Origin of the sequence: Devosia rhodophyticola (assembly GCF_028816475.1) — a bacterium.
Lineage (GTDB): Bacteria > Pseudomonadota > Alphaproteobacteria > Rhizobiales > Devosiaceae > Devosia > Devosia rhodophyticola.
On the sequence record NZ_CP118247.1, the window covers coordinates 1,097,612 to 1,119,731 of the forward strand.

Annotated in this window: 19 protein-coding genes and 1 pseudogene; 9 read left to right on the plus strand and 11 right to left on the minus strand. The window is 58.8% G+C overall.

The window, feature by feature from the left end:
* Positions 1-121: 121 nt before the first annotated feature.
* Positions 122-538: pseudogene (locus tag PSQ90_RS05370) on the plus strand (transglycosylase SLT domain-containing protein); the annotation flags it as partial.
* A 96-nt stretch (positions 539-634) separates the two neighbouring features.
* Here PSQ90_RS05370 and PSQ90_RS05375 read toward each other — a convergent pair.
* The 3 genes from PSQ90_RS05375 to PSQ90_RS05385 are packed head-to-tail and all read right to left on the minus strand — an operon-like array spanning position 635 to position 2,273.
* A complete protein-coding gene (locus PSQ90_RS05375) occupies positions 635-1,621 on the minus strand; it encodes an NAD(P)-dependent alcohol dehydrogenase (RefSeq protein ID WP_282212394.1) in 987 nt (328 codons plus the stop codon).
* Positions 1,618-1,851 carry a helix-turn-helix transcriptional regulator gene (locus tag PSQ90_RS05380; protein WP_282212395.1) on the minus strand — a complete coding sequence of 78 codons (234 nt, stop codon included), beginning with the start codon at positions 1,849-1,851 and terminating at the stop codon, positions 1,618-1,620. The genes PSQ90_RS05375 and PSQ90_RS05380 overlap by 4 nt, the downstream gene beginning before the upstream one ends.
* Positions 1,845-2,273 carry a hypothetical protein gene (locus PSQ90_RS05385; RefSeq protein WP_282212396.1) on the minus strand — a complete coding sequence of 143 codons (429 nt, stop codon included), beginning with the start codon at positions 2,271-2,273 and terminating at the stop codon, positions 1,845-1,847. The genes PSQ90_RS05380 and PSQ90_RS05385 overlap by 7 nt, the downstream gene beginning before the upstream one ends.
* Before the next feature lie 183 nt (positions 2,274-2,456).
* Here PSQ90_RS05385 and polA point away from each other — a divergent pair, with 183 nt between their 5' ends.
* A complete protein-coding gene (polA, locus tag PSQ90_RS05390) occupies positions 2,457-5,348 on the plus strand; it encodes a DNA polymerase I (RefSeq protein ID WP_282212397.1) in 2,892 nt (963 codons plus the stop codon).
* Positions 5,349-5,627: 279 nt separating this feature from the next.
* On the opposite strand, the gene PSQ90_RS05395 is transcribed toward polA, so the two are convergent.
* The 6 genes from PSQ90_RS05395 to PSQ90_RS05420 form a co-directional block, all read right to left on the minus strand.
* Positions 5,628-5,927, minus strand: a complete 300-nt coding sequence (locus PSQ90_RS05395; protein WP_282212398.1) for a GIY-YIG nuclease family protein — start codon at positions 5,925-5,927, stop codon at positions 5,628-5,630.
* Between the two features lie 823 nt (positions 5,928-6,750).
* Positions 6,751-7,512, minus strand: a complete 762-nt coding sequence (locus PSQ90_RS05400; protein ID WP_282212399.1) for an ABC transporter ATP-binding protein — start codon at positions 7,510-7,512, stop codon at positions 6,751-6,753.
* Positions 7,512-8,300 (minus strand): ABC transporter ATP-binding protein, encoded by a 789-nt coding sequence (locus PSQ90_RS05405; protein WP_282212400.1) that lies wholly within the window; start codon positions 8,298-8,300, stop codon positions 7,512-7,514. The genes PSQ90_RS05400 and PSQ90_RS05405 overlap by 1 nt, the downstream gene beginning before the upstream one ends.
* 4 nt (positions 8,301-8,304) lie before the next feature.
* Positions 8,305-9,465: a branched-chain amino acid ABC transporter permease gene (locus tag PSQ90_RS05410; RefSeq protein ID WP_282212401.1), complete on the minus strand. Its 1,161-nt coding sequence runs from the start codon at positions 9,463-9,465 to the stop codon at positions 8,305-8,307.
* Positions 9,466-9,468: 3 nt separating this feature from the next.
* Positions 9,469-10,497: a branched-chain amino acid ABC transporter permease gene (locus PSQ90_RS05415; protein ID WP_282212402.1), complete on the minus strand. Its 1,029-nt coding sequence runs from the start codon at positions 10,495-10,497 to the stop codon at positions 9,469-9,471.
* A 72-nt stretch (positions 10,498-10,569) separates the two neighbouring features.
* Positions 10,570-11,922, minus strand: coding sequence for a substrate-binding protein (locus PSQ90_RS05420; protein WP_282212403.1), 1,353 nt, complete (start codon positions 11,920-11,922; stop codon positions 10,570-10,572).
* Positions 11,923-12,095: 173 nt separating this feature from the next.
* Between PSQ90_RS05420 and PSQ90_RS05425 the strand changes: the two genes are divergently transcribed.
* The 5 genes from PSQ90_RS05425 (at position 12,096) to PSQ90_RS05445 (ending at position 17,103) form a co-directional block, all read left to right on the plus strand.
* Complete coding sequence (locus PSQ90_RS05425) at positions 12,096-13,715, plus strand: helix-turn-helix domain-containing protein (protein ID WP_282212404.1); 1,620 nt, start codon at positions 12,096-12,098, stop codon at positions 13,713-13,715.
* Positions 13,716-13,773: 58 nt separating this feature from the next.
* Complete coding sequence (locus tag PSQ90_RS05430; RefSeq protein ID WP_282212405.1) at positions 13,774-14,154, plus strand: response regulator transcription factor; 381 nt, start codon at positions 13,774-13,776, stop codon at positions 14,152-14,154.
* On the plus strand, positions 14,151-14,387 hold the full coding sequence (locus tag PSQ90_RS05435; protein ID WP_282212406.1) for a hypothetical protein: 237 nt from the start codon (positions 14,151-14,153) through the stop codon (positions 14,385-14,387). The genes PSQ90_RS05430 and PSQ90_RS05435 overlap by 4 nt, the downstream gene beginning before the upstream one ends.
* The gene (locus PSQ90_RS05440) at positions 14,387-14,509 is read left to right on the plus strand and encodes a hypothetical protein (RefSeq protein WP_282212407.1); all 123 of its coding nucleotides are present in this window, start codon (positions 14,387-14,389) and stop codon (positions 14,507-14,509) included. The genes PSQ90_RS05435 and PSQ90_RS05440 overlap by 1 nt, the downstream gene beginning before the upstream one ends.
* Positions 14,510-14,586: 77 nt before the next feature.
* Positions 14,587-17,103, plus strand: a complete 2,517-nt coding sequence (locus tag PSQ90_RS05445) for an ATP-binding protein (protein WP_282212408.1) — start codon at positions 14,587-14,589, stop codon at positions 17,101-17,103.
* Here PSQ90_RS05445 and PSQ90_RS05450 read toward each other — a convergent pair.
* Positions 17,081-18,388, minus strand: a complete 1,308-nt coding sequence (locus PSQ90_RS05450; protein WP_282212409.1) for an NAD(P)/FAD-dependent oxidoreductase — start codon at positions 18,386-18,388, stop codon at positions 17,081-17,083. The two genes, PSQ90_RS05445 and PSQ90_RS05450, sit on opposite strands and share 23 nt — an antisense overlap.
* A complete protein-coding gene (locus PSQ90_RS05455; RefSeq protein ID WP_282212410.1) occupies positions 18,388-19,752 on the minus strand; it encodes a glutamine synthetase family protein in 1,365 nt (454 codons plus the stop codon). The genes PSQ90_RS05450 and PSQ90_RS05455 overlap by 1 nt, the downstream gene beginning before the upstream one ends.
* Before the next feature lie 143 nt (positions 19,753-19,895).
* Between PSQ90_RS05455 and PSQ90_RS05460 the strand changes: the two genes are divergently transcribed.
* Together PSQ90_RS05460 and PSQ90_RS05465 are read left to right on the plus strand one after the other, a co-directional pair.
* Positions 19,896-20,651 (plus strand): gamma-glutamyl-gamma-aminobutyrate hydrolase family protein, encoded by a 756-nt coding sequence (locus PSQ90_RS05460; RefSeq protein ID WP_282212411.1) that lies wholly within the window; start codon positions 19,896-19,898, stop codon positions 20,649-20,651.
* A 29-nt stretch (positions 20,652-20,680) separates the two neighbouring features.
* The gene (locus PSQ90_RS05465; RefSeq protein ID WP_282212412.1) at positions 20,681-22,108 is read left to right on the plus strand and encodes an aminobutyraldehyde dehydrogenase; all 1,428 of its coding nucleotides are present in this window, start codon (positions 20,681-20,683) and stop codon (positions 22,106-22,108) included.
* Positions 22,109-22,120: the final 12 nt, after the last annotated feature.

Here is a 22,120-nt window from a genome sequence, read left to right on the forward strand (position 1 = left end):
CGCATGGGGTCGGCCCTTGGTGGAGCGTGTGATTTTGGTGGTTTGGCAACAAAAAGCAGTTTTGGCGAGCGCGGCGCTGTTGACGGCGGTGCTGCTAGCAGGCTGTTCAAGCACCAAGACCGCCAGCGCTGGCGCTTCACCCAAAGCCGTGGCCGCACTGTCCGCCTTTGCCCCACCGCCCGGCGCGCCCGCCGAACTTGATCATTTGATCCTCAAATATGCCGACGAGTATCAGGTGCCCGAGCGCCTGATCCGTCGCGTTATTGTGCGCGAAAGCAATTACAATCCCGGCGCCCGCAATGGTCCCTATTGGGGCCTGATGCAGATCCGGCACGATACCGCCCGGGGCATGGGCTATTCGGGCACCGCCACCGGCCTGCTCAATGCCGACAATAATTTGCGCTACGCCGTCAAATATCTGCGCGGCGCCTATATCACGGCCGATGGCAATGAGGATCAGGCGGTCAGGTTCTATGCGCGGGGCTATTATTATGATGCCAAGCGCAAGGGCCTGCTCAAGGAAACCGGCTTGCGTTAGAGCATCGTGCGAAAAAGTGGGAACCAGTTTTCCGCAAAATGCGATGCGACACCAAGAACAAGCGCAAGTTCGGATTCAAGCGGAACGCCCGGCGCACTAGGCCGCAATGGCCAGTTTCGGGATCATGGACAAAACCACATTGCCGCGCTTGCGCTTGCTATCGACGCGGTGGTGCGCCTCAACGATCTGATCGAACCGATATTCGTGATCGATGACCGCCACATAGTCACCCGCCGCCGCCATGTCGCGCAGTGCTTCAATGTCTTCAAGTGTTTCGGGATAGCTCCCGGCGATCAGGCGCTGTTTTGAGTTGAATTTTGCCTTGAAGCCCGCGCCCGTATCGCCTTTCCCCGCAATAGCAGCCATGAACACACCATCTGGCGTCAACGCCTTGCGGCCCTCTGCAAAAGAGACTGCGCCCACCGTATCAAAGATGATGTCGTAGCGGTCGCTGCCTTTGGTAAAGTCCTCGCTGTTATAGTCGATCACATGGTCGGCGCCGAGACGGCTCACCAGTTCCGCATTGGCGGCGCTGCACACAGCAGTGACGTGGGCACCTGCATTGTGTGCCAGCTGCACCGCCGCAGACCCCACCGCGCCAGACGCGCCAATTACCAAAACCTTGTGTCCGGCTTCCAATTTGCCCTGACGCCAAAAACTGCGGGCGGTCAGTCCGCCAAACGGGATCGCAGCTGCTTCTTCAAACCGCATCCCCTCTGGCATGTGGGTGATCGCCTTTTTTTCGGGTACGCACTTATATTCGGCGTGACTGCCAAAACCGTGACTGCCAAAAACCGCGTCGCCGACCTTGAACCGGGTGGCCCCGGCGCCCAGTGCCGCAACGGTTCCGGCAAAATCATATCCGAGAACTGGCTTGCGCGGCCTGGTGATGCCAAAAATCAGGCGACCGATCAGCCGATAGGGCTTGGGAATATCAAAGGCACGCAACCGCGCATCGCCGCTGCTGACGGTTGCTGCGTGGATCTTGACCAGCACCTCACCCGCCTTGGGTTCGGGGCGGTCCACGTCGATGATCTTGATGACTTCGGGGGCGCCATAGGCGTTGTGGACTGCGGCTTTCATATCATTTCTCCTGCGTCGTCTGGATATTGAAAAACATCTTCAAGTGGTACGGCAAAGATGCGAGCGATCTGGAAGGCCATCTCAAGGGTTGGCGAATAGCGCCCCTGCTCGATGGCGATGATGGTCTGGCGCGTCACGCCAACCCGGCGGGCCAGTTCGGCCTGGGTCATTTCGTCGGCGGTAAAGCGCAAGGTACGAATATCGTTGGTGAGCCTGGTGGGTTTCACCATGGATGAAATCCCCGATACATGGCGATCTTGGCAATGGTGCTCAGGACTCCCGAGAGCACAAAGCAGAGGTAGACCGCATTGGCGATCCAGAACTGGTCCATATCAAGCATGGCCAGGATCATCGCCGACAGCGCGCCGATAACCACGAACGACTGCCCGATATATTCGCCGGCCCGATAGATTTCGCGGTCGCGCTGATCCTTGGTGTTGGCGTCCTGGGGCGAAATCACCGCCGCCAGGATATGCAGGATGATCGAGGCAATGATGGCCCCACCAATGGTCCATAGCATGCTGGCGACGTAGGGCGCGTCAGCCAGCCCACCTGCGCTGGGCACCGCTGGCAGCACCAGGCTCAGATAGACGGCATAGCCCACGACCGAGACAACCCCCATGATCCAGGTGCTTTTTTCTTCCCACGACATTGATGTCTCCGATGTAAAGTTTGTTTGACAATGCCGATGTAAGACAAAGCCAACATGGTGTCAACAATATTTTACATCGCCAATGACGAGACTGGAAAACCCCACCCAGTGGCCGCGCGCAAATAGGCAACGCCGCGCGCATGCACTAAACTCGCTGTCACTGCCCAACGGGGATTCGCCTTCATGCATTTGCTGCTCGTCGATGGTTCGACCTATATTTTCCGCGCCTACCACGCCTTGCCGCCACTGACGCGCAAGTCGGACGGGCTGCCTGTGGGGTGCGTTTCGGGCTTTTGCAACATGCTGTTCAAGCTGACCGAGGATATGAAGGGCGATGACGCGCCCACCCATATGGCGGTGATCTTTGATCATAAGGGCAAGACGTTTCGCGACGATCTCTTTCCGGCCTATAAAGCACAACGTCCGCCGGCGCCCGAAGATCTGGTGCCCCAGTTCCCTCTGACCCGGGCCGCGACCAAGGCGTTTTCGATTGCCTGCATCGAGCAGGAAGGCTGGGAGGCGGATGACATCATCGCCACCTATGCCTGCCAGATGAGAGCGGCGGGCGGCAAGGTCACCATCGTCTCGACCGACAAGGATCTGATGCAGCTGGTCGAACCCGATGGCTCGATCAAGATGCTCGATACTCTCAAGAACCGTTGGATCGGGGTTGATGAGGTCATTGAAAAATTTGGCGTCGGCCCTGACAAGGTGATCGAGGTGCAATCGCTGGCTGGCGACAGTGTCGACAATGTCCCCGGCGTGCCCGGCATTGGCTACAAGACCGCCGCCGAACTGATCACCACCTATGGCGATCTCGAAAATCTTTTGGCCCATGCCCACGAGATCAAGCAGAACAAGCGGCGCGAAAAGCTGATTGAGAACGCCGAAAATGCCCGCATTTCCAAACGCCTGGTGACGCTCGAGCAACAAGTGCCGGTCGAATTGACCCTTGATGCCTTGCTGCGCGAGCCGATCAGCGGCGCCAAGCTGGTGCCGTTCCTCAAGGCGATGGAATTCAACACCATCCTCAAACGTATTGCCGGGCTCGAGGATTTTGATCCCGAAGCCTTTGAGGCCGATTCTGAATTGCGCGCCGGTGGGCTTGAGGGGATCAAATCCACCTCGCTGTCGGTCGCCAAGGCAAAGCTGTCGGCCCCCGCCACCGCTGGAGAAGGGGCAACGCTGCATGCCCAGCGCATGCACGAAAAGATCAAGGCCATTCCGGTTGATTACGACGCCTATGAAACCATCACCACGATGGATCAGCTCAATCGCTGGATCGGCATGATCGTGGCCAAGGGCCATGTCGCCATCGACACCGAAACCTCGGGACTCGACAATCAGGCCGCCGATCTGGTTGGCGTGTCGCTGTCCACCGAGCCGGGCAATGGCGCCTATATTCCGCTGGGCCATTCCAATGGCGCGGCCAGCCTTCTGGATGAGGGCGGGCTGATGGAGGGGCAATTGCCGATCCGCGATGTCGTGGATGCCCTCAAGTCAGTGCTCGAAAATCCGGGCATTCTCAAGATTGGCCAAAATCTCAAATTCGATATGGGCGTGTTGTTCCGCTATGGCATTACGCTGGCGCCCATTGATGACACAATGCTGCTCTCCTACGCGCTTGACGGAGCGCAATATAACGGCATGGGCGTGCTGGCCGATGCCTGGCTTGGCCACAAATGCATCCCCTTTACCGAGTTGGCAGGGACGGGCAAGGCGCAGAAAACCTTTGATCAGCTCGAAATCGCCCCCGCCGCCCGCTATGCCGCAGAAGATGCCGATATCACCCTGCGCCTCTGGCATGTACTCAAGCCACGGCTGGTGGCTGAGAACGCCACAACACTTTATGAAACTCTGGAGCGCCCGCTGGCCCCGGTTCTGGCCCGCATGGAAGCGCGCGGTATTTCGGTAGATCGTTCGATCCTGTCGCGGCTTTCGGGTGACTTTGCCCAGCGCGCCGCCGCCTTTGAGGCCGAAGCCCATGAGGCGGCCGGCCAAAATTTCAATCTTGGCTCGCCCAAGCAATTGGGGGAAATCCTGTTTGATAAAATGGGTCTGGAGGGCGGTACCAAAACCAAGACTGGTGCCTGGGCCACCGGCGCGGGGCTTCTCGAAGAGCTGGCGCTCAAGGGCGTGCCGCTGGCGCGCACCATTGTTGACTGGCGCCAACTGACCAAACTCAAGGGCACCTATACCGATGCCCTGCCCACCTATATCAATGCCCGCACCAAGCGCGTTCACACCTCCTATTCGCAGGCCTCGGTCCTGACCGGGCGGCTCTCGTCCAATGACCCGAACCTGCAAAACATTCCGGTGCGCACCGCCGACGGGCGCAAGATCCGCACCGCCTTTGTTGCCGCCCCCGACAAGGTTTTGGTGTCAGCCGATTATTCCCAGATCGAATTGCGGGTTCTGGCCCATATCGCCGACATCACCGCCCTTAAGGATGCGTTCGAGGAGGGGTTGGATATTCACGCCATGACCGCCTCGGAAATGTTCAATGTCCCGGTTGAGGGCATGCCCTCCGATATTCGCCGTCGCGCCAAGGCGATCAACTTTGGCATCATTTACGGCATTTCCGCTTTTGGCCTCGCCAATCAATTGGGCATCGGCCGCGCCGAGGCCGGGGACTATATCAAAACCTATTTTGAGCGTTTTCCCGGCATCAAGGACTATATGGAAGAGCAGCGCCGCCGCGTCAAAACCGATGGCTTTGTCACAACCCTGTTTGGTCGCAAAATCCAGTTCCCCAACGCCAATTCCAAAAACCCCGCCGAGCGCAGCTTTGTCGAACGCGCCTCAATCAACGCCCCCATTCAGGGTTCTGCTGCCGATATCATCCGCCGCGCCATGATCCGCATGGAACCGGCGCTCAAAGCGCAAAACATCGAAGCCGATATGCTGTTGCAGGTCCATGACGAACTGATCTTCGAAATCCCCACCGGCACCGAAGAATTGGCGATCCCCGCCATCAAACACATCATGGAATCCGCCGCCGAACCCGCCGTCCGCCTCTCCGTCCCCATCGCCGTGGATGCGCATGCTGCCGGGAATTGGGATGAGGCGCATTGATTGATGTGCCGTAGGCAAAATCGCTCCGGTGGAGCGATTTTAGTTGGCCATGCCCGGAGCGCCATGCGCGCAGGGCGGGGGCTGTGTCCGCATTTTCCACTTCTTCATCCCCACCCACCGGCTGTCACCCCGGGCTTGACCCGGGGCCCATCGTGATATTTGCCCACTCTACCAAATCGCCTGTCGACCCGCGATCTCGTCTTCTCACAATGGGTCCCCGCTTTCGCGGGGATGACACACGGCGGTATCGGGTACATTGCCCTGCGAACATCAGACCCTCTAACCCTGTCCTGTAATCTCCCACCACAAATCGCGCCAATCGGGATTGTTCTCCTCGATTAATTCGACCTTCCAGTCACGCCGCCATTTCTTGATACGTTTTTCGCGCAGGATGGCTTGCTCGATGTCCTCATGCACTTCAAACCAGACAAGCTTTTTCAGGCCGTGCCGCTTGGTAAATCCCGCCGACAACGCTTCGCGATGCTCATGGGTGCGACGGACCAAGTCGTTGGTAACACCGATATAAACCGTGCCGGTATGGTGACTGGCCATTATGTAAACGAAGTACGTATTACTCATTCCTCGATGCAATCACGCGCCATCGATTCTGTCACCACGCGTTACCACTCCACCCTCACCGGCTGTCACCCCGGGCCTGACCCGGGGCCCATCGTGACATTTGCCCACTCGATCAGATCGCCTGTCGACCCTCGATCCCGTCTTCTCACAATGGATCCCCGCTTTCGCGGGGATGACACGCAGAGCTTGTGATGGCGCTTGGGAAGAAGCCTGTGTCGCGACACTCCCCGCCATCCCCCCTCACCAGTTGTCACCCCGGGCCTGACCCGGGGTCCATCGTGACATTTGCCCACTCGACCAGATCGCCTGTCGACCCGCGATCGCGTCTTCTCACAATAGCTCCCTGCCTTCGCGGGGATGACATTCAGAGTTTGGTATGGCCCCGGTGAAAATGCCTCCGCTATGGCGTCAGCACCCAAAAACCAAAAACAAAAGATATCCCCGCCCCCTCAACATTCCCGCATAATCCATCCCAGCCTTGCGCCAGAGCGCGATCATGACGAGTGATGAGTGCGGGGTGGTCGGGGGTCCGAAGTCGTTTGGGCCCAGGTTCTATTTTGGTGCCCCGTTATCTTCCCTCGCCGGGATAACGTTGAGCGCTGCAGCGCCAAGACAGGTGCAGCGACAACGCGGGATCATGGCCGTTACCCGCCAAGCGCCTCTATGGAATAAAAAATCCGGCCGCTGGGGCGAGACCTGGTCTCACTCAAAAAAATGCGAAAGACCCGCGACGAGACAAGGTCTCGCCCTGGCCGCTCAACGCGGCAAAATTTTTGGGGATCAACCGGCGGCCCGCTTGTGGCCAACCGGGGCTTTGGCGCGCCTAGATGGCCAGATATTGCTGGCGCAGTTCGGCGTTGTCGAGCACCTCATTGGCGGTGCCGGTAAAGGCCACTTCGCCGGTATCCAGAATGACCGCCCGGTCGGCCAGTCGGAGTGCCGCTACCGCGTTTTGTTCAACGATGATCGTGGTAATCCCCAGCGCCTTGATCTCGTTCACGATGCCCTCGATTTCGTGCACGATCACTGGTGCCAGCCCCTCATAGGGTTCATCGAGCAACAGTAACTTGATATTGCGCATCATCGCCCGGGCAATCGCCAGCATCTGCTGTTCGCCCCCCGAAAGCGTGGTGCCCTCCTGCCTGCGCCGTTCGGCCAACCGGGGGAAATGGCCAAACACCCGGTCAAGATCCCAGCCGACGCCCGGCGCAACTTGCGCCAGTGTCAGATTTTCCTCGACCGTCAGCCCCTGAATGATGCGGCGATCCTCGGGCACCAGTTGAATACCTGTCCGCGCCGCCTCAAATGATTTCATCGCATGGACCGGTTGCCCATCCAGCCAGATTTCACCGCGCTGCAACGCCGGATTATCAAGCCGGGCAATCGTGCGCAGGGTCGAGGTCTTGCCCGCCCCGTTGCGGCCCAACAATGCCAGCACTTCGCCATGCCGCACCTCAAAATTCACCCCCTGCACCACATAGCTTTCGCCATAATAGGCGTGAATGTCGTGGCAGATGAAAAACGGCTTTTCCGCGCTTTGCCCCGTCGGTTTGGTGGCGGGGTTGTCCATGGCCAGCGTGCTCATCAGTGCGCCTCCCCCGGCTCATAGGTGCCGCCGAGATAGGCCTCCTGCACTCTTGGGTCGCCGCGCACCGCGTCGGGTTCCCCTTCGGCAATTATCCTCCCCCCGGCCAGAACTGATATTCTGTCGGCAAGAGAGAACACCACATGCATGTCGTGTTCAATAATCACCTTGGTCATGCCGCTGGCCTTGATCTTTTGCAGGAGCGCAATGGTGGTATTGGTATCGTGGCGCGACATGCCAGCGGTTGGTTCATCCAGCAGCAACAGTTTTGGATGTTGGATCAGGCACATGGCCAACTCCATCCGCCGCTTGTCGCCCCGGCTCAGAGCGCCGGCATGGGATTGGCGGCGCTCGAACAGGCCGACATCGTTCAAAATGTCCTCGGCCTCCTGCCGAATGGCCTTTTCAGCGTCGAGCGGCATGAAAATATTGGCCTTGAACGCGCCGTCGCGCTTGGCAAAGGCGGGTGCCATGACATTTTGCAAAACCGAGAGTTCGGGGAATATTTCGGGTGTCTGAAACACCCGAACTACGCCCATCTGGTTGATCTCATGGGGCTTTTTTCCGGTCAAAACCTTGCCGTCAAACACCACCGCGCCGCGCGATGGGGCCAGCCGTCCGATGATGACATTCAACAGGGTGGATTTACCCGCCCCGTTCGGCCCGATAATGGCGTGGGTCTTGCCCTCTTCGATCTGCAAATCAATGTCGGACAGTGCATGCAGGCCGCCGAAATTCTTATGCACGTCGGCCACATGCAGCACTATATTGGCGTCGGTCTGGCTCATGGGGTTACTCCGCCGCCTGCGGGCGCGATACGGCGCCGGTTTGTGGGGTTCGACCACTGCCGAACAGGCCGCGAATGCGCCGCACACCCTCCATGATCCCACCGGGCAGGAACATGACGACCAGCACGAACAACAGGCCAAGGGTCAACTGCCAGCCTTCGCCGACAAATTTGGAGCTGATCGCCACCACCACTTCTCGCAGCCCATCGGGCACAAAGCCAAAGAAGTGGGTAAGCGCGGTGTCATTGAAGGCGGAGAAAATGTTCTCGAAATATTTGATCAGCCAGGCCCCGATCACCGGTCCGATCAGCGTGCCGACGCCGCCCAGAATAGTCATCAGCACGACTTCACCCGAGGCGGTCCACTGCATCCGTTCAGCCCCCGCCAGCGGATCGGTTATTGCCAGAAGCGCCCCGGCAAGGCCGGCATACATGCCCGAAATTACAAAGGCGGTCATGGCATAGGAGCGGGTATTGAACCCGGCATAATTCATCCGAGTCTGGTTCGATTTTATCGCCCGCAGCATCATGCCGAAGGGCGACGAAAAGATTTTCTGGGCGATGAAAAAGGCGAGCAACAGCACCACCGCGCAAAAATAGAACGCCTCCAGCCCCGAAAATGTGTGCCCGAAAAGACTGGCACTTGGCAGGCCCGGTTCCCGGGGGCCAAAGGCCAAATCGAGCACCCGCGGGTCACGCAGGCTCAATTGCAGCGAGGTTTCCCCGTTGGTGATCGGGGTCAGTACCGAATAGGCCAGATTGTAGCTCATCTGCGCAAAAGCCAGCGTCAGGATGGAAAAATAGATCCCGGTCCGCCGCAGGCTCAAATAGCCGATGGCTACCGCAAATATCCCCGACAGGATGACAGCGAATATAATGGCGGGAATGACATCCATGCTCAAAAGCTTGAACGACCATACAGCTGTATAAGAGCCGACCCCCAGAAAGGCGGCATGGCCAAAGCTGAGGTAGCCGGTCAGGCCAAACAGGATGTTAAAGCCAAGCGCAAAAATAGCGTAGATGGCAAATTTTTGCATCAGGCCGGGATAGGCCGCGCCCAGCGGGCTTAGCCAGATCGGCATGGCCAGCACTACGAGGGCAAAGATCACAAGGGTGATGAGATCGCGACGGGACATCGAAAAGAGCGTTTTGGCAGTGGCGTTCATGGCCTAGCTCTCCATCACGCCGCGCCGCCCGAACAGCCCGCGTGGCCGCACCAGCAGCACGATCACGGCGGTCAGGTAGACGATGATCTGGTCAATGCCAGGCAGGATCGACTTGATCTCGGTCATCGAGGCAAAGCTTTGCAAAATGCCGAGCAAGAAGCCTGCCGCCACAGCGCCAGGCAGCGATCCCATGCCACCAACGACAACCACGACGAAACTGAGCACGAGGAAATCCATTCCCAGGTGATAATTTGGCGGCACCAGCGGAGTATACATAACCCCGGCCAGCCCCGCGACAACCGCTGCCAGACCAAACATGATGGTAAATCGGCGCGCAATATTGATACCGAGGAGCCCCACGGTTTCGCGATCCGCCATACCCGCGCGCACCACCAACCCAAAGGTCGTGAACCGAAGGAACGCGAACACCCCGCCAATAATGGCGGTGGCAAAAAGGAAGTAGGTCAGACGCCACCAGGGATAGGTCAGAACATTCGGCCCCATCCCCAGCCACATCCCAACGTCCGCCGCCCCGCGCAATACCGACGGCATCGGCTGGGAAATCGGATTGGCGCCAAAAATTGCCTTGACCAGTTCCTGCAGGACGATGGCCAGCCCGAAGGTCACCAGAATCTGCTCGGCGTGGCTGCGCTTGTAGAAATGCTTGATAATGCCGCGTTCCATGGCGATGCCGATAATGGCCATCACCGGAATAGCCAGAAGGATCGACAGCGGCACCGAATATTCGATCAAAACACCGCCAAAATCGCCAAACCAGCTTTGGGCCAGCGGCGTTCGTATTTCGAGCGGCGCGCCCCAGGGGGACAGTTTTTCGGGATCGAGGGTGACCGTCTCCAGCGTGATCAGTTGGCGAAATGCCACGGCACAAAAGGCGCCCAGCATGAACAGGGCGCCGTGGGCGAAATTGACGACGCCGAGCGTGCCAAATACCAGGGTCAGCCCCAGAGCGATCAGCGCGTAGGCGCCGCCCTTGTCCAAACCATTCAAAAGTTGGGCGAGAATTGCGTTCATTCGTCCACCACCGCTGGAGCCACCGAAAATAAAGGTTCCGGCCCGATTCTGGGCCGGAACCGGGTTATGCTGCTAGCACATGGCCGCCGTATCGGGACCAAGTTCACCACCGAAGATCGCGGGGTCGTAGGTGACGCTTTCGCGCGACGCCGTATCGACATGATCGAGCAGGTCGAACGGGTTGGACGGCGTTTCCTTGCCCTGAACGACCAGCACATCCTTGAAGCACTGGTGATCGGCAGCGCGGTAGAGCGTTGGACCGTTGCCCAACCCATCGAACTCGAAGCCTTCAAGCTGCTTGATGACTTCGGGCGGATAAAAGGTTCCGGCGCGCTCGCAGGCATCCGCATAGAGCAGGGTCTGCACATAGGCCGTGTGTGCGGCCTGGCTCGGAGGCTGGCCGTATTTGGCACCAAACGACTTGGTGAACGCCTGCGATGCAGCGTCCTCCAACTGCCAATCCCAGTTCGACGTGCCGTAAATGCCTTTCATGGCAGGGCCGGCGCCCTTGGCCATCAAATCAGAAACCAGTGGCACAACGATTTCGAACTGCTTGCCATTGACCATCTTGTCCTTGAGGCCAAACTGAACAGCCTGGGTCAAGGAATTGACCATGTCGAAGCCATAGTGGTTGAGGATCAGAACGTCTGCGCCCGAATTGAGCACTGGCGTGATGTATTGGCTGAAATCGCCAGCGCCAACTGGAGTGCGAACCGGGGTTATCGTCTTCCAGCCGAGCTTTTCGGTGGAGGCAATCATCGATTCTTCAGTGGTCCAGCCCCAAGTGTAATCCGAGGTCAGGTGATAGGCGACGCGGTCATTGCCATAGGCCTTGCCCAGCGACGGGCCGATGGCCACACCGGTTTGATAGGCATTAAAGAAGTGGCGGAAACCGTAGCGTTTCTTATCCTTGCCGGTGGTATCGTTGGAGTGGGTCAGCGCTGCCATGAAGATGACGCCCATTTCCTGGCACAGCCCCTGCACGGCAATGGCCACGCCCGAGGACGAGCCGCCCGAGACCATGACGACGCCGTCGCGTTCAATCATGCGCCGGGCCGAGTCGCGAGCCGCATCGGCCTTGGTCTGGGTATCGCCGGTCACGAAGGCAACTTTTTTGCCCAAAACACCCTGGCCGGTCAAAACGCTGGGCGTATAGGTCGGCAGCATGCCGCCATCGCCTTCGCCGTTGAGATGTTCAACCGCCAATTCAAAAGCGCGTTGTTCGTCGGCGCCTTCATCGGCATAGGGGCCGGTCAGCGGCACGTTGAACCCCAAGGTAACCGTGTCACCGGTGGGGGCATTGCAATATTCCTGGGCATAGGTGCCACGGGTCAGAACGAGCGGGGCAACGCCGGTGGCCAAAATGCCGGCGAGCCCGGATTTGACCAAAGTGCGGCGCTTGATACCTTTCAGGGATTTCGTCATAAACTCCTCCATTATCGCGAGAGGCCGGTACATTGCCGACGCATCTTCCGCTGGGGATTATTCGCGTCTCCTGTAATGATTTCAATAGAAGCCTGAAATCATTGTGATATTTTGTAAATCATTGCACTTGATTGCGGAATTATTTGTCAATAAATTGACAATCAGGAGGTAACATGCGGGCACCAATCGGGATCAGGATCACCAGCAAGCGCAAAGCACTGGCGATTTCCCAGGTTGAACTGGCGCGGCGTGTCGAGATTTCGCCAAGCTATCTCAATCTGATCGAGCGCAACAAGCGCGATGTCGGCGGGGCGTTACTGTTGCGTATTGCGGGCGCGCTTGGGGTTGAAATCGGGACCTTGACCGGTGAAAGCGAGCATCGCCTGATGGCCGATGTCGAAGAGGCCTTTGCCGATCCAGCCCTGCTGCACCTTGATGGCCGGACGCCCGACATTCGGCAGTTGGTAGCCGAACAGCCTGCTGCAGCCGAAGCTATTGCCCGGCTGCATCGTGCCTACACCGAAGCGACCGCGAACGCGGACCATTATGCGGATCGCCTGCGCAACGACCCCCTCTTCAGCCAGCTTCTACACCAGATCCTGTCGAGCATTACCGCGGTTCGGTCGAGCGCGGAAATTCTTGAGGACGTTCCTGATCTTGACGAGCAGCAGCGGCGGCGGTTTCGCGGTTCCATTGGCCGCGAAGCGCGCAGCCTGAGCGAGGTCGCCCACACGCTGATCGGCCATTTCGATCAGGAAGCGAGCACGCGCCGTTCAGCATCACCAGTGCGCGAACTGGATGACCTGATATATCAGCGGGACAATTATTTCCCCGCCCTTGAGACCAAAGCGCATGATTTGCGCGCTCGGATCGAACAGCACGGCGCGTTTGGAGAACCGACATTGGTTGACCTCCTATCGCGCGAACATGGTGTGCAGGTTGTGCGCAGCGCCGGTCGCGAGGTCGATGCCTTCGGGTTTCCTGGCCAATATCATTTCAATGCGGCAACGCGGATAATGTGGTTTCAAACCAGCGCTATGGCGTCGACGCGGCAGTTTCAGTTGACGCGGCTACTGGTCGAACTGAGCGCTGCCGAAAGTCTTGAGTGCGAAATTGCCAGCCCGATCCTGCATTCAGAAACGGCAAAACGGCTCGGTTACCGCGCCCTGGCATCCTATCTTGCGGGCGCGGTGGTCTTTCCTTACGAACCGTTCCTCGCCGATGCCGAAGCGGTGCGTTATGATATTGAGGCGTTGCGCCAATCCTACACTGCCAGTTTTGAGCAGGTTGCTCATCGGCTGACAACGCTACGTCGTCCGGGCGCTGCCGGCGTTCCTTTCGGCTTCCTGCGCGCTGATCCAGCGGGGCGGCTGACCAAGCATTTCCCTTTGCCCGGCCTGTTACTGCCCAATACCGGACACGCCTGCCCGCTCTGGGCAATCTACACCGCCTTTCGTACCCCCGACGCCGCCGTTCGGCAGATTGTGCGGTTTACAGACGGATCACGCTATCTGTTCCTGGCCAAGACTGCGGCGCGGCGCGCCGCCAGCTTTCGGGACCGCGCCATCCACACCTCGGTCATGTTGGCCTGCGATGTCCTGCACGCTGATCGAACGGTTTATACTGCGGGGCTCGATTTAGCCGACGAACAGAGTGATTTGCCCGTTGGCCCATCGTGCCGCCTATGCACACGCCGCGATTGCCCCGATCGGCAAGAGGAGGCGCTGGCGCCCGGCGGCGGGCAGGCGGCGGTGCGTGCGCCATTGGTGCCGCGCGAAGCTTTTGACCAATGATGGAATTTGCGATTAAGTGCACGCGTTCCTGATGGGAGAGCAGGAGCAAGGGGGGAAATTGGCAGTCGATGTACTCATTGCAGAAGATGAGCCGAGCATTCTGGAATCGCTCGACTTCATCCTGAGCCGGGCCGGCTGGACGATCAGTTCGGTTACCGATGGACTGGCTGCACTGGCAGCAGTGCACGCCTCACCGCCGCGCCTTTTGGTGCTGGATCTGATGCTGCCCAAGCGCTCTGGTTTTGAGGTGCTCAAACAATTGCGCGCCGAAGCCTTAACGCGAGACCTGCCAATCCTGATCCTGACCGCCAAGGGCCAGCAACAGGACCGGCGCACCGCCGAGGAGTTGGGGGCCAGTGGCTTTGTGACCAAGCCCTATGCCAATGCCGATGTTGTGGGGGCGGTTCGGGCGCTATTGGGAGAAGAGACCGGGCAATGATGAGCGAGCGCAAGCTGCAAAGCGCGGCGCTGTTTTTAACCCTGTTTGGCGCCATGTTGTTCATGCCGCCACTGGTATTGCTGTTCAATCTGCGCCAGCGCCTGTTTGGCATTCCTGCCGAGGTCATTTATCTCTTTCTGGTCTGGCTGGGACTGGTACTGGCAACCGCCTGGTTCTCCCGTCGCCTGCCCGCGTCGGGCACGGAAACCCCGCCCTCGGGACCTGAAAGCTGATGCTCTCGACCGATTTCGTCATTGCGACGGCCGTTGGCTATGTGGGGCTACTTTTCCTCATCGCTTATATCGGCGACCGGCGCGCCCGGGCCAATCCCGGCGGCCTGCTGCGCTCCCCCTGATCTACACCCTTTCGATATCGGTCTATTGCACCAGCTGGACTTTTTATGGTGCGGTCGGATCGGCGGCGCGCAACGGCTTGGAATATCTCGCCATCTATCTCGGACCGACGCTGATTTTTGTGGGCTGGTGGTTTGTGCTGCGCAAGCTGGTCCGCATCGCCCATGACCAGCGCATCACTTCGGTTGCCGATCTGTTGTCGTCTCGGTTTGGCAAATCCAGTCGGCTGGCTGTGCTGGTTACCATCATCGCCGTCATCGGCATCGCGCCCTATATTGCGCTCCAACTCAAGGCCGTTACCTCGTCGATCCAGGCGATCGGCGGGGCGTCGAGTACGGGGCGCGGCAGCTTTGCCGGCATTGACGATGTGGGGTTGGCCCTGGGTGTCGCGGCAGCGATGGCGCTCTTTACCATCCTGTTCGGGACCCGCAATGTCGATGCCAAGGAACAGCACCACGGCGTTGTTGCAGCCATTGCCTTTGAAGCCGTGGTCAAGCTTTGCGCCCTGATCGCGGTGGGTGGCTTTGTCATTTATGCCGGCGGTGGGTTTGAAGCAATTTTTGCACGGGCTGAAACCCAGGGGCTCGATATCTATTCGCACGAGATTTTTGGTAATCGCTGGATCGCGATGAACGTGCTGTCGGTTGCCGCTATCATCTGCCTGCCCCGACAGTTCCAGATAACCGTGGTCGAGAATTCCGATGAGAACCATCTGCGCACCGCCAGCTGGGCCTTTCCCGCCTATTTGATGCTGATGAGTCTGTTTACCCTGCCAATTGCATTGTTCGGCATGACAACAATGCCGGCGGGGTCCAATCCAGACATGTTCGTTTTGACCCTGCCGCTGGCCGCCGGCCAGCAGGGGCTGGCGCTCCTCGCCTTTGTTGGTGGCTTTTCCTCAGCGACGTCGATGATTATTGTCGAGGCTATTGCGCTGTCGATCATGGTCTCCAATCACATTGTCATGCCCATCGTCTTGCGCACCACCACCGGGCTGGGCGAAACCGATGGACAAGGCGTCAGTCGCCTGCTGCTCAATTCGCGGCGCCTCTCGATCGGGTTGATCCTGTTTTTGGGATTTTTCTATTTTTACCTGACCCGGGACAGTGACGCCCTGGCGCCCATCGGGCTGATATCCTTTGCCGGGGTTGCCCAGTTCCTGCCCGCCATTGTTGCGGCCCTGTTCTGGCGCGAAGCCACGGTCAAGGGGGCCATCACAGGGGTCAGCATCGGCTTTGTCATCTGGGCCTGGTCGATGTTCATGCCCAGTTTTGAAACCTCCTCGCCTCTGGTTGAACAGATGATGGCGCAGGGGCCATGGGGCATTGACTGGCTCCGTCCCCAGGCCCTGTTCGGGCTGTCCGGGCTTGATCCGCTGGTTCATTCAGTGTTCTGGAGCCTGTTTCTCAACACCACAACGCTGGTGCTGGTTTCGCTGATCACCAGCCAATCGGCGCTGGAGCGATTGCAGGCGACACTGTTTGTCGATGCCTTTCGCCGACAGGGACGCAGCGAGCCTCATTTCATGCGTGGTTCGGCCACGTCCAATGACCTGTTCTTTGTTGCGCAGCGCGTTCTGGGTGCTGAGCGGGCGACAATTTTGTTTGCAGGCCTGCCACGTGCCGGGGGCGATACCAGTCCCGAATTCATCGCCCGGCTGGAACGCGAGCTGGCGGGCTCAATCGGGGCCGCCTCCGCCCATGTCATGCTTTCAAAGGTTGTTTCGGGTGAAGCCATTTCGCTTGAGGAGGTCATGCAAATGGCGGACGAAACCCAGCAGGTCATCGAATATTCCCAACAGCTTGAACGCACTTCGGCGGCGCTGCGCTCGACCGCCGACCAACTCGAGGTTGCCAATCTGCAGTTGCGCGAAGTGGATCAGCAGAAGGATGATTTTCTGAGCCAGGTCAGCCACGAAGTGCGCACCCCAATGACCGCCATACGCTCCTTCGCCGAGATTCTTCTCGAAGGCGACAAGCTGGATACGATGGACCGTCAGCGGTTCGTCGCCACCATTCATGAGGAAAGCCTGCGCTTGACAGATCTGCTCGATGAAATTCTTGATCTGTCGGCGCTCGAGAGTGGCAAGCGGGATTGGGTCAATCGTCCGGTAGATGCTGAAATTGCGCTCGATCGCGCAGTGCGGGTGTGCGATGCGCTGGCGCGTCAGCGGGGCATCGCCATCACTGTCGGGCCGCGCGCGGCAACGGCAATTGTCGCTGGCGAGCCGCACCGGCTGTCTCAGGTGCTGATCAATCTGATCTCCAATGCCATCAAATATAATGATGCAAAACACCCCGAAATCGGGGTGCAGTCACGCATTTCTGGCGCCGATTACATCATCGAAGTGCGCGACAATGGACCGGGCATTGCCGAGGCGGATCGCGCCAAGGTCTTTCACAAATTCTATCGTGGCGGCAGGAGCGCTGGAGCGCGCGAGGCGGGCGCGGGTCTGGGGTTACCGATCAGTCGCGAGATCATCGCCAGCATGAATGGCACGCTTGACCTGATTGAACACGAAGAGGCGGGTGCGCTTTTTGCCGTCACCCTGCCCCTTGTTGGTGCCCAGGCGACTAAAGCCCCATCCGATCCTTGAAGGCATACCACCAAGACCCAAGCGTTGAATATTGCGCCCTGAAGGTGCGCCCGCCCGGAAACGGTATCCAGGGCAGGCTGGCAAACGTGTCGAACCGGGTCAGATCGCCGTTGACCGCCTCGGCCAAAATACGGCCAAACAGGTGCGAGCCTGTTATGCCGTGACCCGAATAGCCATGGGCGAAATAGACATTGTCGCCCAGCCGCCCCAATTGCGGCACCCGCGAAAACGATAGTGCGAAATTCCCACTCCAGGCGTAGTCGATCTTGACGTCGGCAAGTTGGGGAAACACCTTGTCCATATTGGGCCGCAGCTTGGCAATGACATCGGCAGGATCGGTGCCGCCATAGACCACGCCGCCGCCAAATATCAACCGATTATCACCACTCAGGCGGAAGTAATCGAGAATATAGCGCACATCCTCAACGCACATGCCTGAGGGCAGCAATTGGTGGGCGCGCTCCTCTCCCAGCGGCTCGGTCGCCATCATCTGGGTTGAAACTGGCATCACCCGAGCAGTCAATTCGGGCACAACATTGCCGAGATAGGCGTTGCCACACACCAGTACCGCCTTGGCCGAAACCTTTCCATTTGCGGTCAGGACTTCTGCGCCATTTGCGCTCTGATCGACCTTGGTGACCGGCGAATGCTCATAAACAACGCTGCCCAGCTTTTCGAGCGCTTTGGCTTCACCCAGCGCCAGATTGAGCGGGTGCATGTGGCCGCCAGAATGATCAATCATGCCGCCGCAATAGACATCGCTGCCAATATGGCTGCGGATGGCTTTGGTATCGAGCATTTCATGGTCGTCCATGCCATAGCGCCGCCAGAGCGCCTGTTTGGCTTCAAGTTCACTGACATGCTTTGGGGTATAGGCGGCATAGATATTGCCTCGACGCAGATCGCAGTCGATCTTGTACCGATCGACCCAATCATAAATGATGCCAGCACCTTCCTGGACCAGACCGCCGACAAATTTGGCAGTATTGGCGCCATAGCGGCTTTCGATGGTGCCAAGGCTGGCATTGAGCCCATTGACCACCTGCCCGCCATTGCGACCGGACGCGCCCCAACCAACAGCGGCCCCTTCGACCACGGCAACCTTGTAGCCGCGCTCGGCCAGATGCAGCGCCGATGACAGGCCCGAATATCCGGCGCCAACGACGCAAATATCGACCTCAACATCGCCTTCCAGCCTGATCGGTTGCCGCTCGATGGTTTTGGAGGCGGCATAATAGCTTGGCGGATATTCGCCATTACCAGCATAGCTTTGGGAGTTTGCCATCAGACGATTTCCAGATAGGCGCTGAATTCAAGGTCCGTGACCTGCGAGGCAAAGCCTGCGATTTCCTGGCGCTTACAGGCCACGAACATTGACTGCAACGTCGGTTCGAAAATACGCGGGATCATTTCGCCATCTTCAAAGGCGTTGACCGCCGAGGCCCAGTCAGCGGGCAGCTTTGGCAGCCGTTCGGAATAGGCGCGACCGGCAAAGGGTTTGGGTGGCTTCAATTCATCCTGAATACCGACCAGCGCCGCGCCCAAAATACCGGCCAACACCAGATAAGGATTGGCGTCGGCCCCCGAGACGCGATGTTCAATGCGCCGGGCCGCCGGATTGCCGCCGGGGATACGTACGGCAGTGGTGCGATTTTCATAACCCCAGGATATGGCGCTTGGGGCGTGGGTGTCGGGACGCAGCCGGCGATAGGAATTGAAATGGGGCGCGAACAGCAGGGTTGATTCAGCCATACCGCTCAGAAGCCCTGCCACGGCGTGATGCATGACCGGCGAGCCGGTATCGGTACCGTCGTTAAAGACATTGTTGCCCGATGCGTCATTGACGCTGAAATGGACGTGAAAACCATTGCCGGAGCGGGTGCCATAAGGCTTGGCCATGAAGGTGGCGACCAGCTTGTGCTTGCGCGCCACGCCTTTGACGATACGCTTGAACAGCACCGCATCGTCGGCTGCTTTGAGCAGATCGGCGGTGTGAAGCATATTGATTTCAAACTGCCCGATGCCGTTTTCGGCGACTGCCGTATCGGCAGGCACATTCTGGGCCTGGCATTCAGCATAGACGTCGCGGAAAAACTCGCCAAAATCCTCTAGCTCGTCCAGCGACAGGATAGCGTCTGAATCGAGACGCTTGCCGGTATAGGGAGAAATCGGCGGCACGGCAGAATCGGCGTTGGGATCGACCAGATAAAATTCGAGTTCGGTCGCAACTACCGGGGTCAACCCCAGTTCGGCATAACGCCGCCCGATCAGCGCCAGCGACTGGCGCGGATCACCATAAAATGGTTCGCCGGTTTCCTGAAACAACCACAGCGGGATCATCGCACTGGGGCGCGAGGTCCAGTTGATCGGCAGCGCGCCGCGCCCGGTCGGCGTACAGATACCATCGCTGTCGCCACCGACAAAGACCAGCGGATTGCCCACAATATCCTCGCCCCACACGTCAACGCCAACGATGGAAAGCGGCATGCGGATGCCGCCATCGGCTATTCGTCGGGCCTGCTCGATGGGAATGCGCTTGCCGCGCATAATGCCGTTAAGGTCGCACACGCCGACGTGCATGACCTCGATCTCGGGTTTGTCGGCCAACCAGCTTACAAAATCTTCGTTGGTGTTCGAGTCTGCGCTCATCAGGGATATTCTCGATTGCTCTTGTTTGGCCGGGGCGGGATACATAGCTAGAATTGAGAGAAAAAGGCGATAAATAAATCATGCGTAATCAGGCGGATCAGTGCACAGTGCAGCCGTTTCCTTGTTCCGGTAGAATCTAGACCATGCCCATCAATAAGCCAATCATCGGCGTCATCGCCTGTACACGCTCCATTGAGGGGGAGCCAGCGCAGACGGTCAAGCTCCGCTATCTTGAAGGGGTGGCGCACCTTGCCGATGCCATTCCGCTGATTATTCCCAGCAACCAGCCTCAGGAAAATGCGACCAGCATTGTTGAACGGCTCGACGCGGTTTTGTTGACGGGTTCAAATTCCAACATTGATCCAACCCATTATGGCAGCCCGGTTCCCGGCCAGGTCCCGATCGACAAAGAACGCGACAGCTATTCGATTGCCCTGATCAAGGCCGCCATGGCGGCGGGCAAGCCGGTTTTTGGCATTTGTCGCGGATTGCAGGAAATAAATGTGGCCATGGGCGGAACGCTCACGGATCTGCGTGTTACGGGCACAAACGCACCGCGCCACCATGCCCCGGATGGCGTCAGCATCGGCGAAATGTTCGGCCATTCCCATGAAATTGCCGTACGTCCCGACACGCCGCTTTTTGCGGCCACTGGCGCCGAAGCGCTCAAGGTCAATAGTGTGCATTTCCAGACCATTGATCGGCTGGGCGACAATCTTGAAGTCAACGCAACCGGTCCCGACGGGGTGATCGAGGCGATTTCGGGAACCGACACGAGAGCGCCGGTATTTGCGGTACAATGGCACCCCGAATGGCAGCCCGCCAACCGCCCCCATGATGTCGCGTTCTGGCGTTATGTCGGGGAGACCGCCCGTAACCACGCGCCTGCGCGGGCATAAATTTTACGACTATGATCAGGAACTCGGCAATGAATGAATTTGGCACGCAGCTATTTATCGACGGCAAGTTTGTCGATGGGCAAGGCGGCATCGAAAAAGCCTATGAGCCGGCGCGCGGCAGCGTTTTGGCCGAAGTTGCCTCGGCTAGCGCCGACCAGATCGAACTGGCGGTCAATGCCGCCCAACGCGCTTACCAAAGTTGGTCGCGCACGACGCCACGCGAGCGCTCGGCAGCGCTTTTGGCCATCGCCTCTGCGATTGAAGCCAATGCCGATACGCTGGCCGCCGTTGAATCGCGCAATGCCGGCAAACCATTGCGTTTCGTCAAAGCGGGCGAGTTGGCCAATGTTGCCGACGTCTTCCGTTTTTACGCCACTGCCGTGCGCAACATGCCCGCCACGGCTTCGGGAAATTATCGCGCCGGTCTGACCAGCATGATGCGGCGCGATGGCATTGGTGTTGTCGCCCAGATTGCGCCCTGGAATTACCCATTGCTGATGGCCGCCTGGAAAATCGCCCCTGCGATTGCGGCAGGCAATGCCATTGTGATCAAACCCTCCGAATATACCCCGCTCAGCCTGTTGGCGCTGGCGCGAATATTTGCCGAAATATTGCCGCCCGGCGTCATCAATGTCGTGTGCGGCAGTGGCCTCGATGTTGGTCAGCCGCTGATCAGCCACGATCTGGTGCGCATGATTTCGCTGACCGGCGATGTGCGCACCGGGCGGGCGGTGCTGGCAGCCGCCGCGGGGCCTATGATCAAGCGCACTCACCTCGAACTGGGCGGCAAGGCCCCGGTTATCGTGTGTGCCGATGCCGATCTCGACAAGCTCGTGGCGACGCTGCGCGAAGCCAGTTTTTATAACGCCGGTCAGGACTGCACGGCGGCCTGTCGGATTTTTGCCGACAAGGCCATTGCCCAGAAATTGACGGACAAGCTGGAAACCATGGTCAAGAGTCTGGTCTATGGCGCGCCGGAGCGCGACGATGTGGAATTCGGGCCGTTGATCAGCGCGCGGCAATTGGAGCGGGTGACCGGGTTTGTTGATCGTGCCCGCAGCGCTGGCGGCGATGTCATGCAGGGCACCGCGACCGATGGCGACGGCTATTTCTTTGCCCCAACTTTGGTGGCCGCACCATTTGAAGCGGAGATCGTGCAAAAAGAAGTGTTCGGACCCGTGGTTTCGATTACCCCGTTCGATACGCCCGAAACCGCTCTGAGCTGGGCCAATAGTTCCGAATATGGGCTTGGATCGTCGGTCTGGTCAGCGGATAGTCAACGCGCCATTCAATTGGCAAACAGCCTTGAATATGGTGTTACCTGGGTCAACACTCATGGCAATATGGCCACAGAAATGCCCCACGGCGGCATGAAAAATTCTGGCTATGGGTCGGATCTGTCGATGCAGTCGCTGCTTGATTACACTCAGGTGCGCCATGTGATGTTGGCCTCCTGATATTGATGCCCC

Bases quoted from the DNA above. Each gene is read 5' to 3' on its own strand.
- PSQ90_RS05375 (WP_282212394.1), bottom strand. From the start codon at position 1,621: ATGAAAGCCGCAGTCCACAACGCCTATGGCGCCCCCGAAGTCATCAAG.
- PSQ90_RS05380 (WP_282212395.1), bottom strand. From the start codon at position 1,851: ATGGTGAAACCCACCAGGCTCACCAACGATATTCGTACCTTGCGCTTT.
- PSQ90_RS05385 (WP_282212396.1), bottom strand. From the start codon at position 2,273: ATGTCGTGGGAAGAAAAAAGCACCTGGATCATGGGGGTTGTCTCGGTC.
- polA (WP_282212397.1), top strand. From the start codon at position 2,457: ATGCATTTGCTGCTCGTCGATGGTTCGACCTATATTTTCCGCGCCTAC.
- PSQ90_RS05395 (WP_282212398.1), bottom strand. From the start codon at position 5,927: ATGAGTAATACGTACTTCGTTTACATAATGGCCAGTCACCATACCGGC.
- PSQ90_RS05400 (WP_282212399.1), bottom strand. From the start codon at position 7,512: ATGAGCACGCTGGCCATGGACAACCCCGCCACCAAACCGACGGGGCAA.
- PSQ90_RS05405 (WP_282212400.1), bottom strand. From the start codon at position 8,300: ATGAGCCAGACCGACGCCAATATAGTGCTGCATGTGGCCGACGTGCAT.
- PSQ90_RS05410 (WP_282212401.1), bottom strand. From the start codon at position 9,465: ATGAACGCCACTGCCAAAACGCTCTTTTCGATGTCCCGTCGCGATCTC.
- PSQ90_RS05415 (WP_282212402.1), bottom strand. From the start codon at position 10,497: ATGAACGCAATTCTCGCCCAACTTTTGAATGGTTTGGACAAGGGCGGC.
- PSQ90_RS05420 (WP_282212403.1), bottom strand. From the start codon at position 11,922: ATGACGAAATCCCTGAAAGGTATCAAGCGCCGCACTTTGGTCAAATCC.
- PSQ90_RS05425 (WP_282212404.1), top strand. From the start codon at position 12,096: ATGCGGGCACCAATCGGGATCAGGATCACCAGCAAGCGCAAAGCACTG.
- PSQ90_RS05435 (WP_282212406.1), top strand. From the start codon at position 14,151: ATGATGAGCGAGCGCAAGCTGCAAAGCGCGGCGCTGTTTTTAACCCTG.
- PSQ90_RS05440 (WP_282212407.1), top strand. From the start codon at position 14,387: ATGCTCTCGACCGATTTCGTCATTGCGACGGCCGTTGGCTATGTGGGG.
- PSQ90_RS05450 (WP_282212409.1), bottom strand. From the start codon at position 18,388: ATGGCAAACTCCCAAAGCTATGCTGGTAATGGCGAATATCCGCCAAGC.
- PSQ90_RS05455 (WP_282212410.1), bottom strand. From the start codon at position 19,752: ATGAGCGCAGACTCGAACACCAACGAAGATTTTGTAAGCTGGTTGGCC.
- PSQ90_RS05460 (WP_282212411.1), top strand. From the start codon at position 19,896: ATGCCCATCAATAAGCCAATCATCGGCGTCATCGCCTGTACACGCTCC.
- PSQ90_RS05465 (WP_282212412.1), top strand. From the start codon at position 20,681: ATGAATGAATTTGGCACGCAGCTATTTATCGACGGCAAGTTTGTCGAT.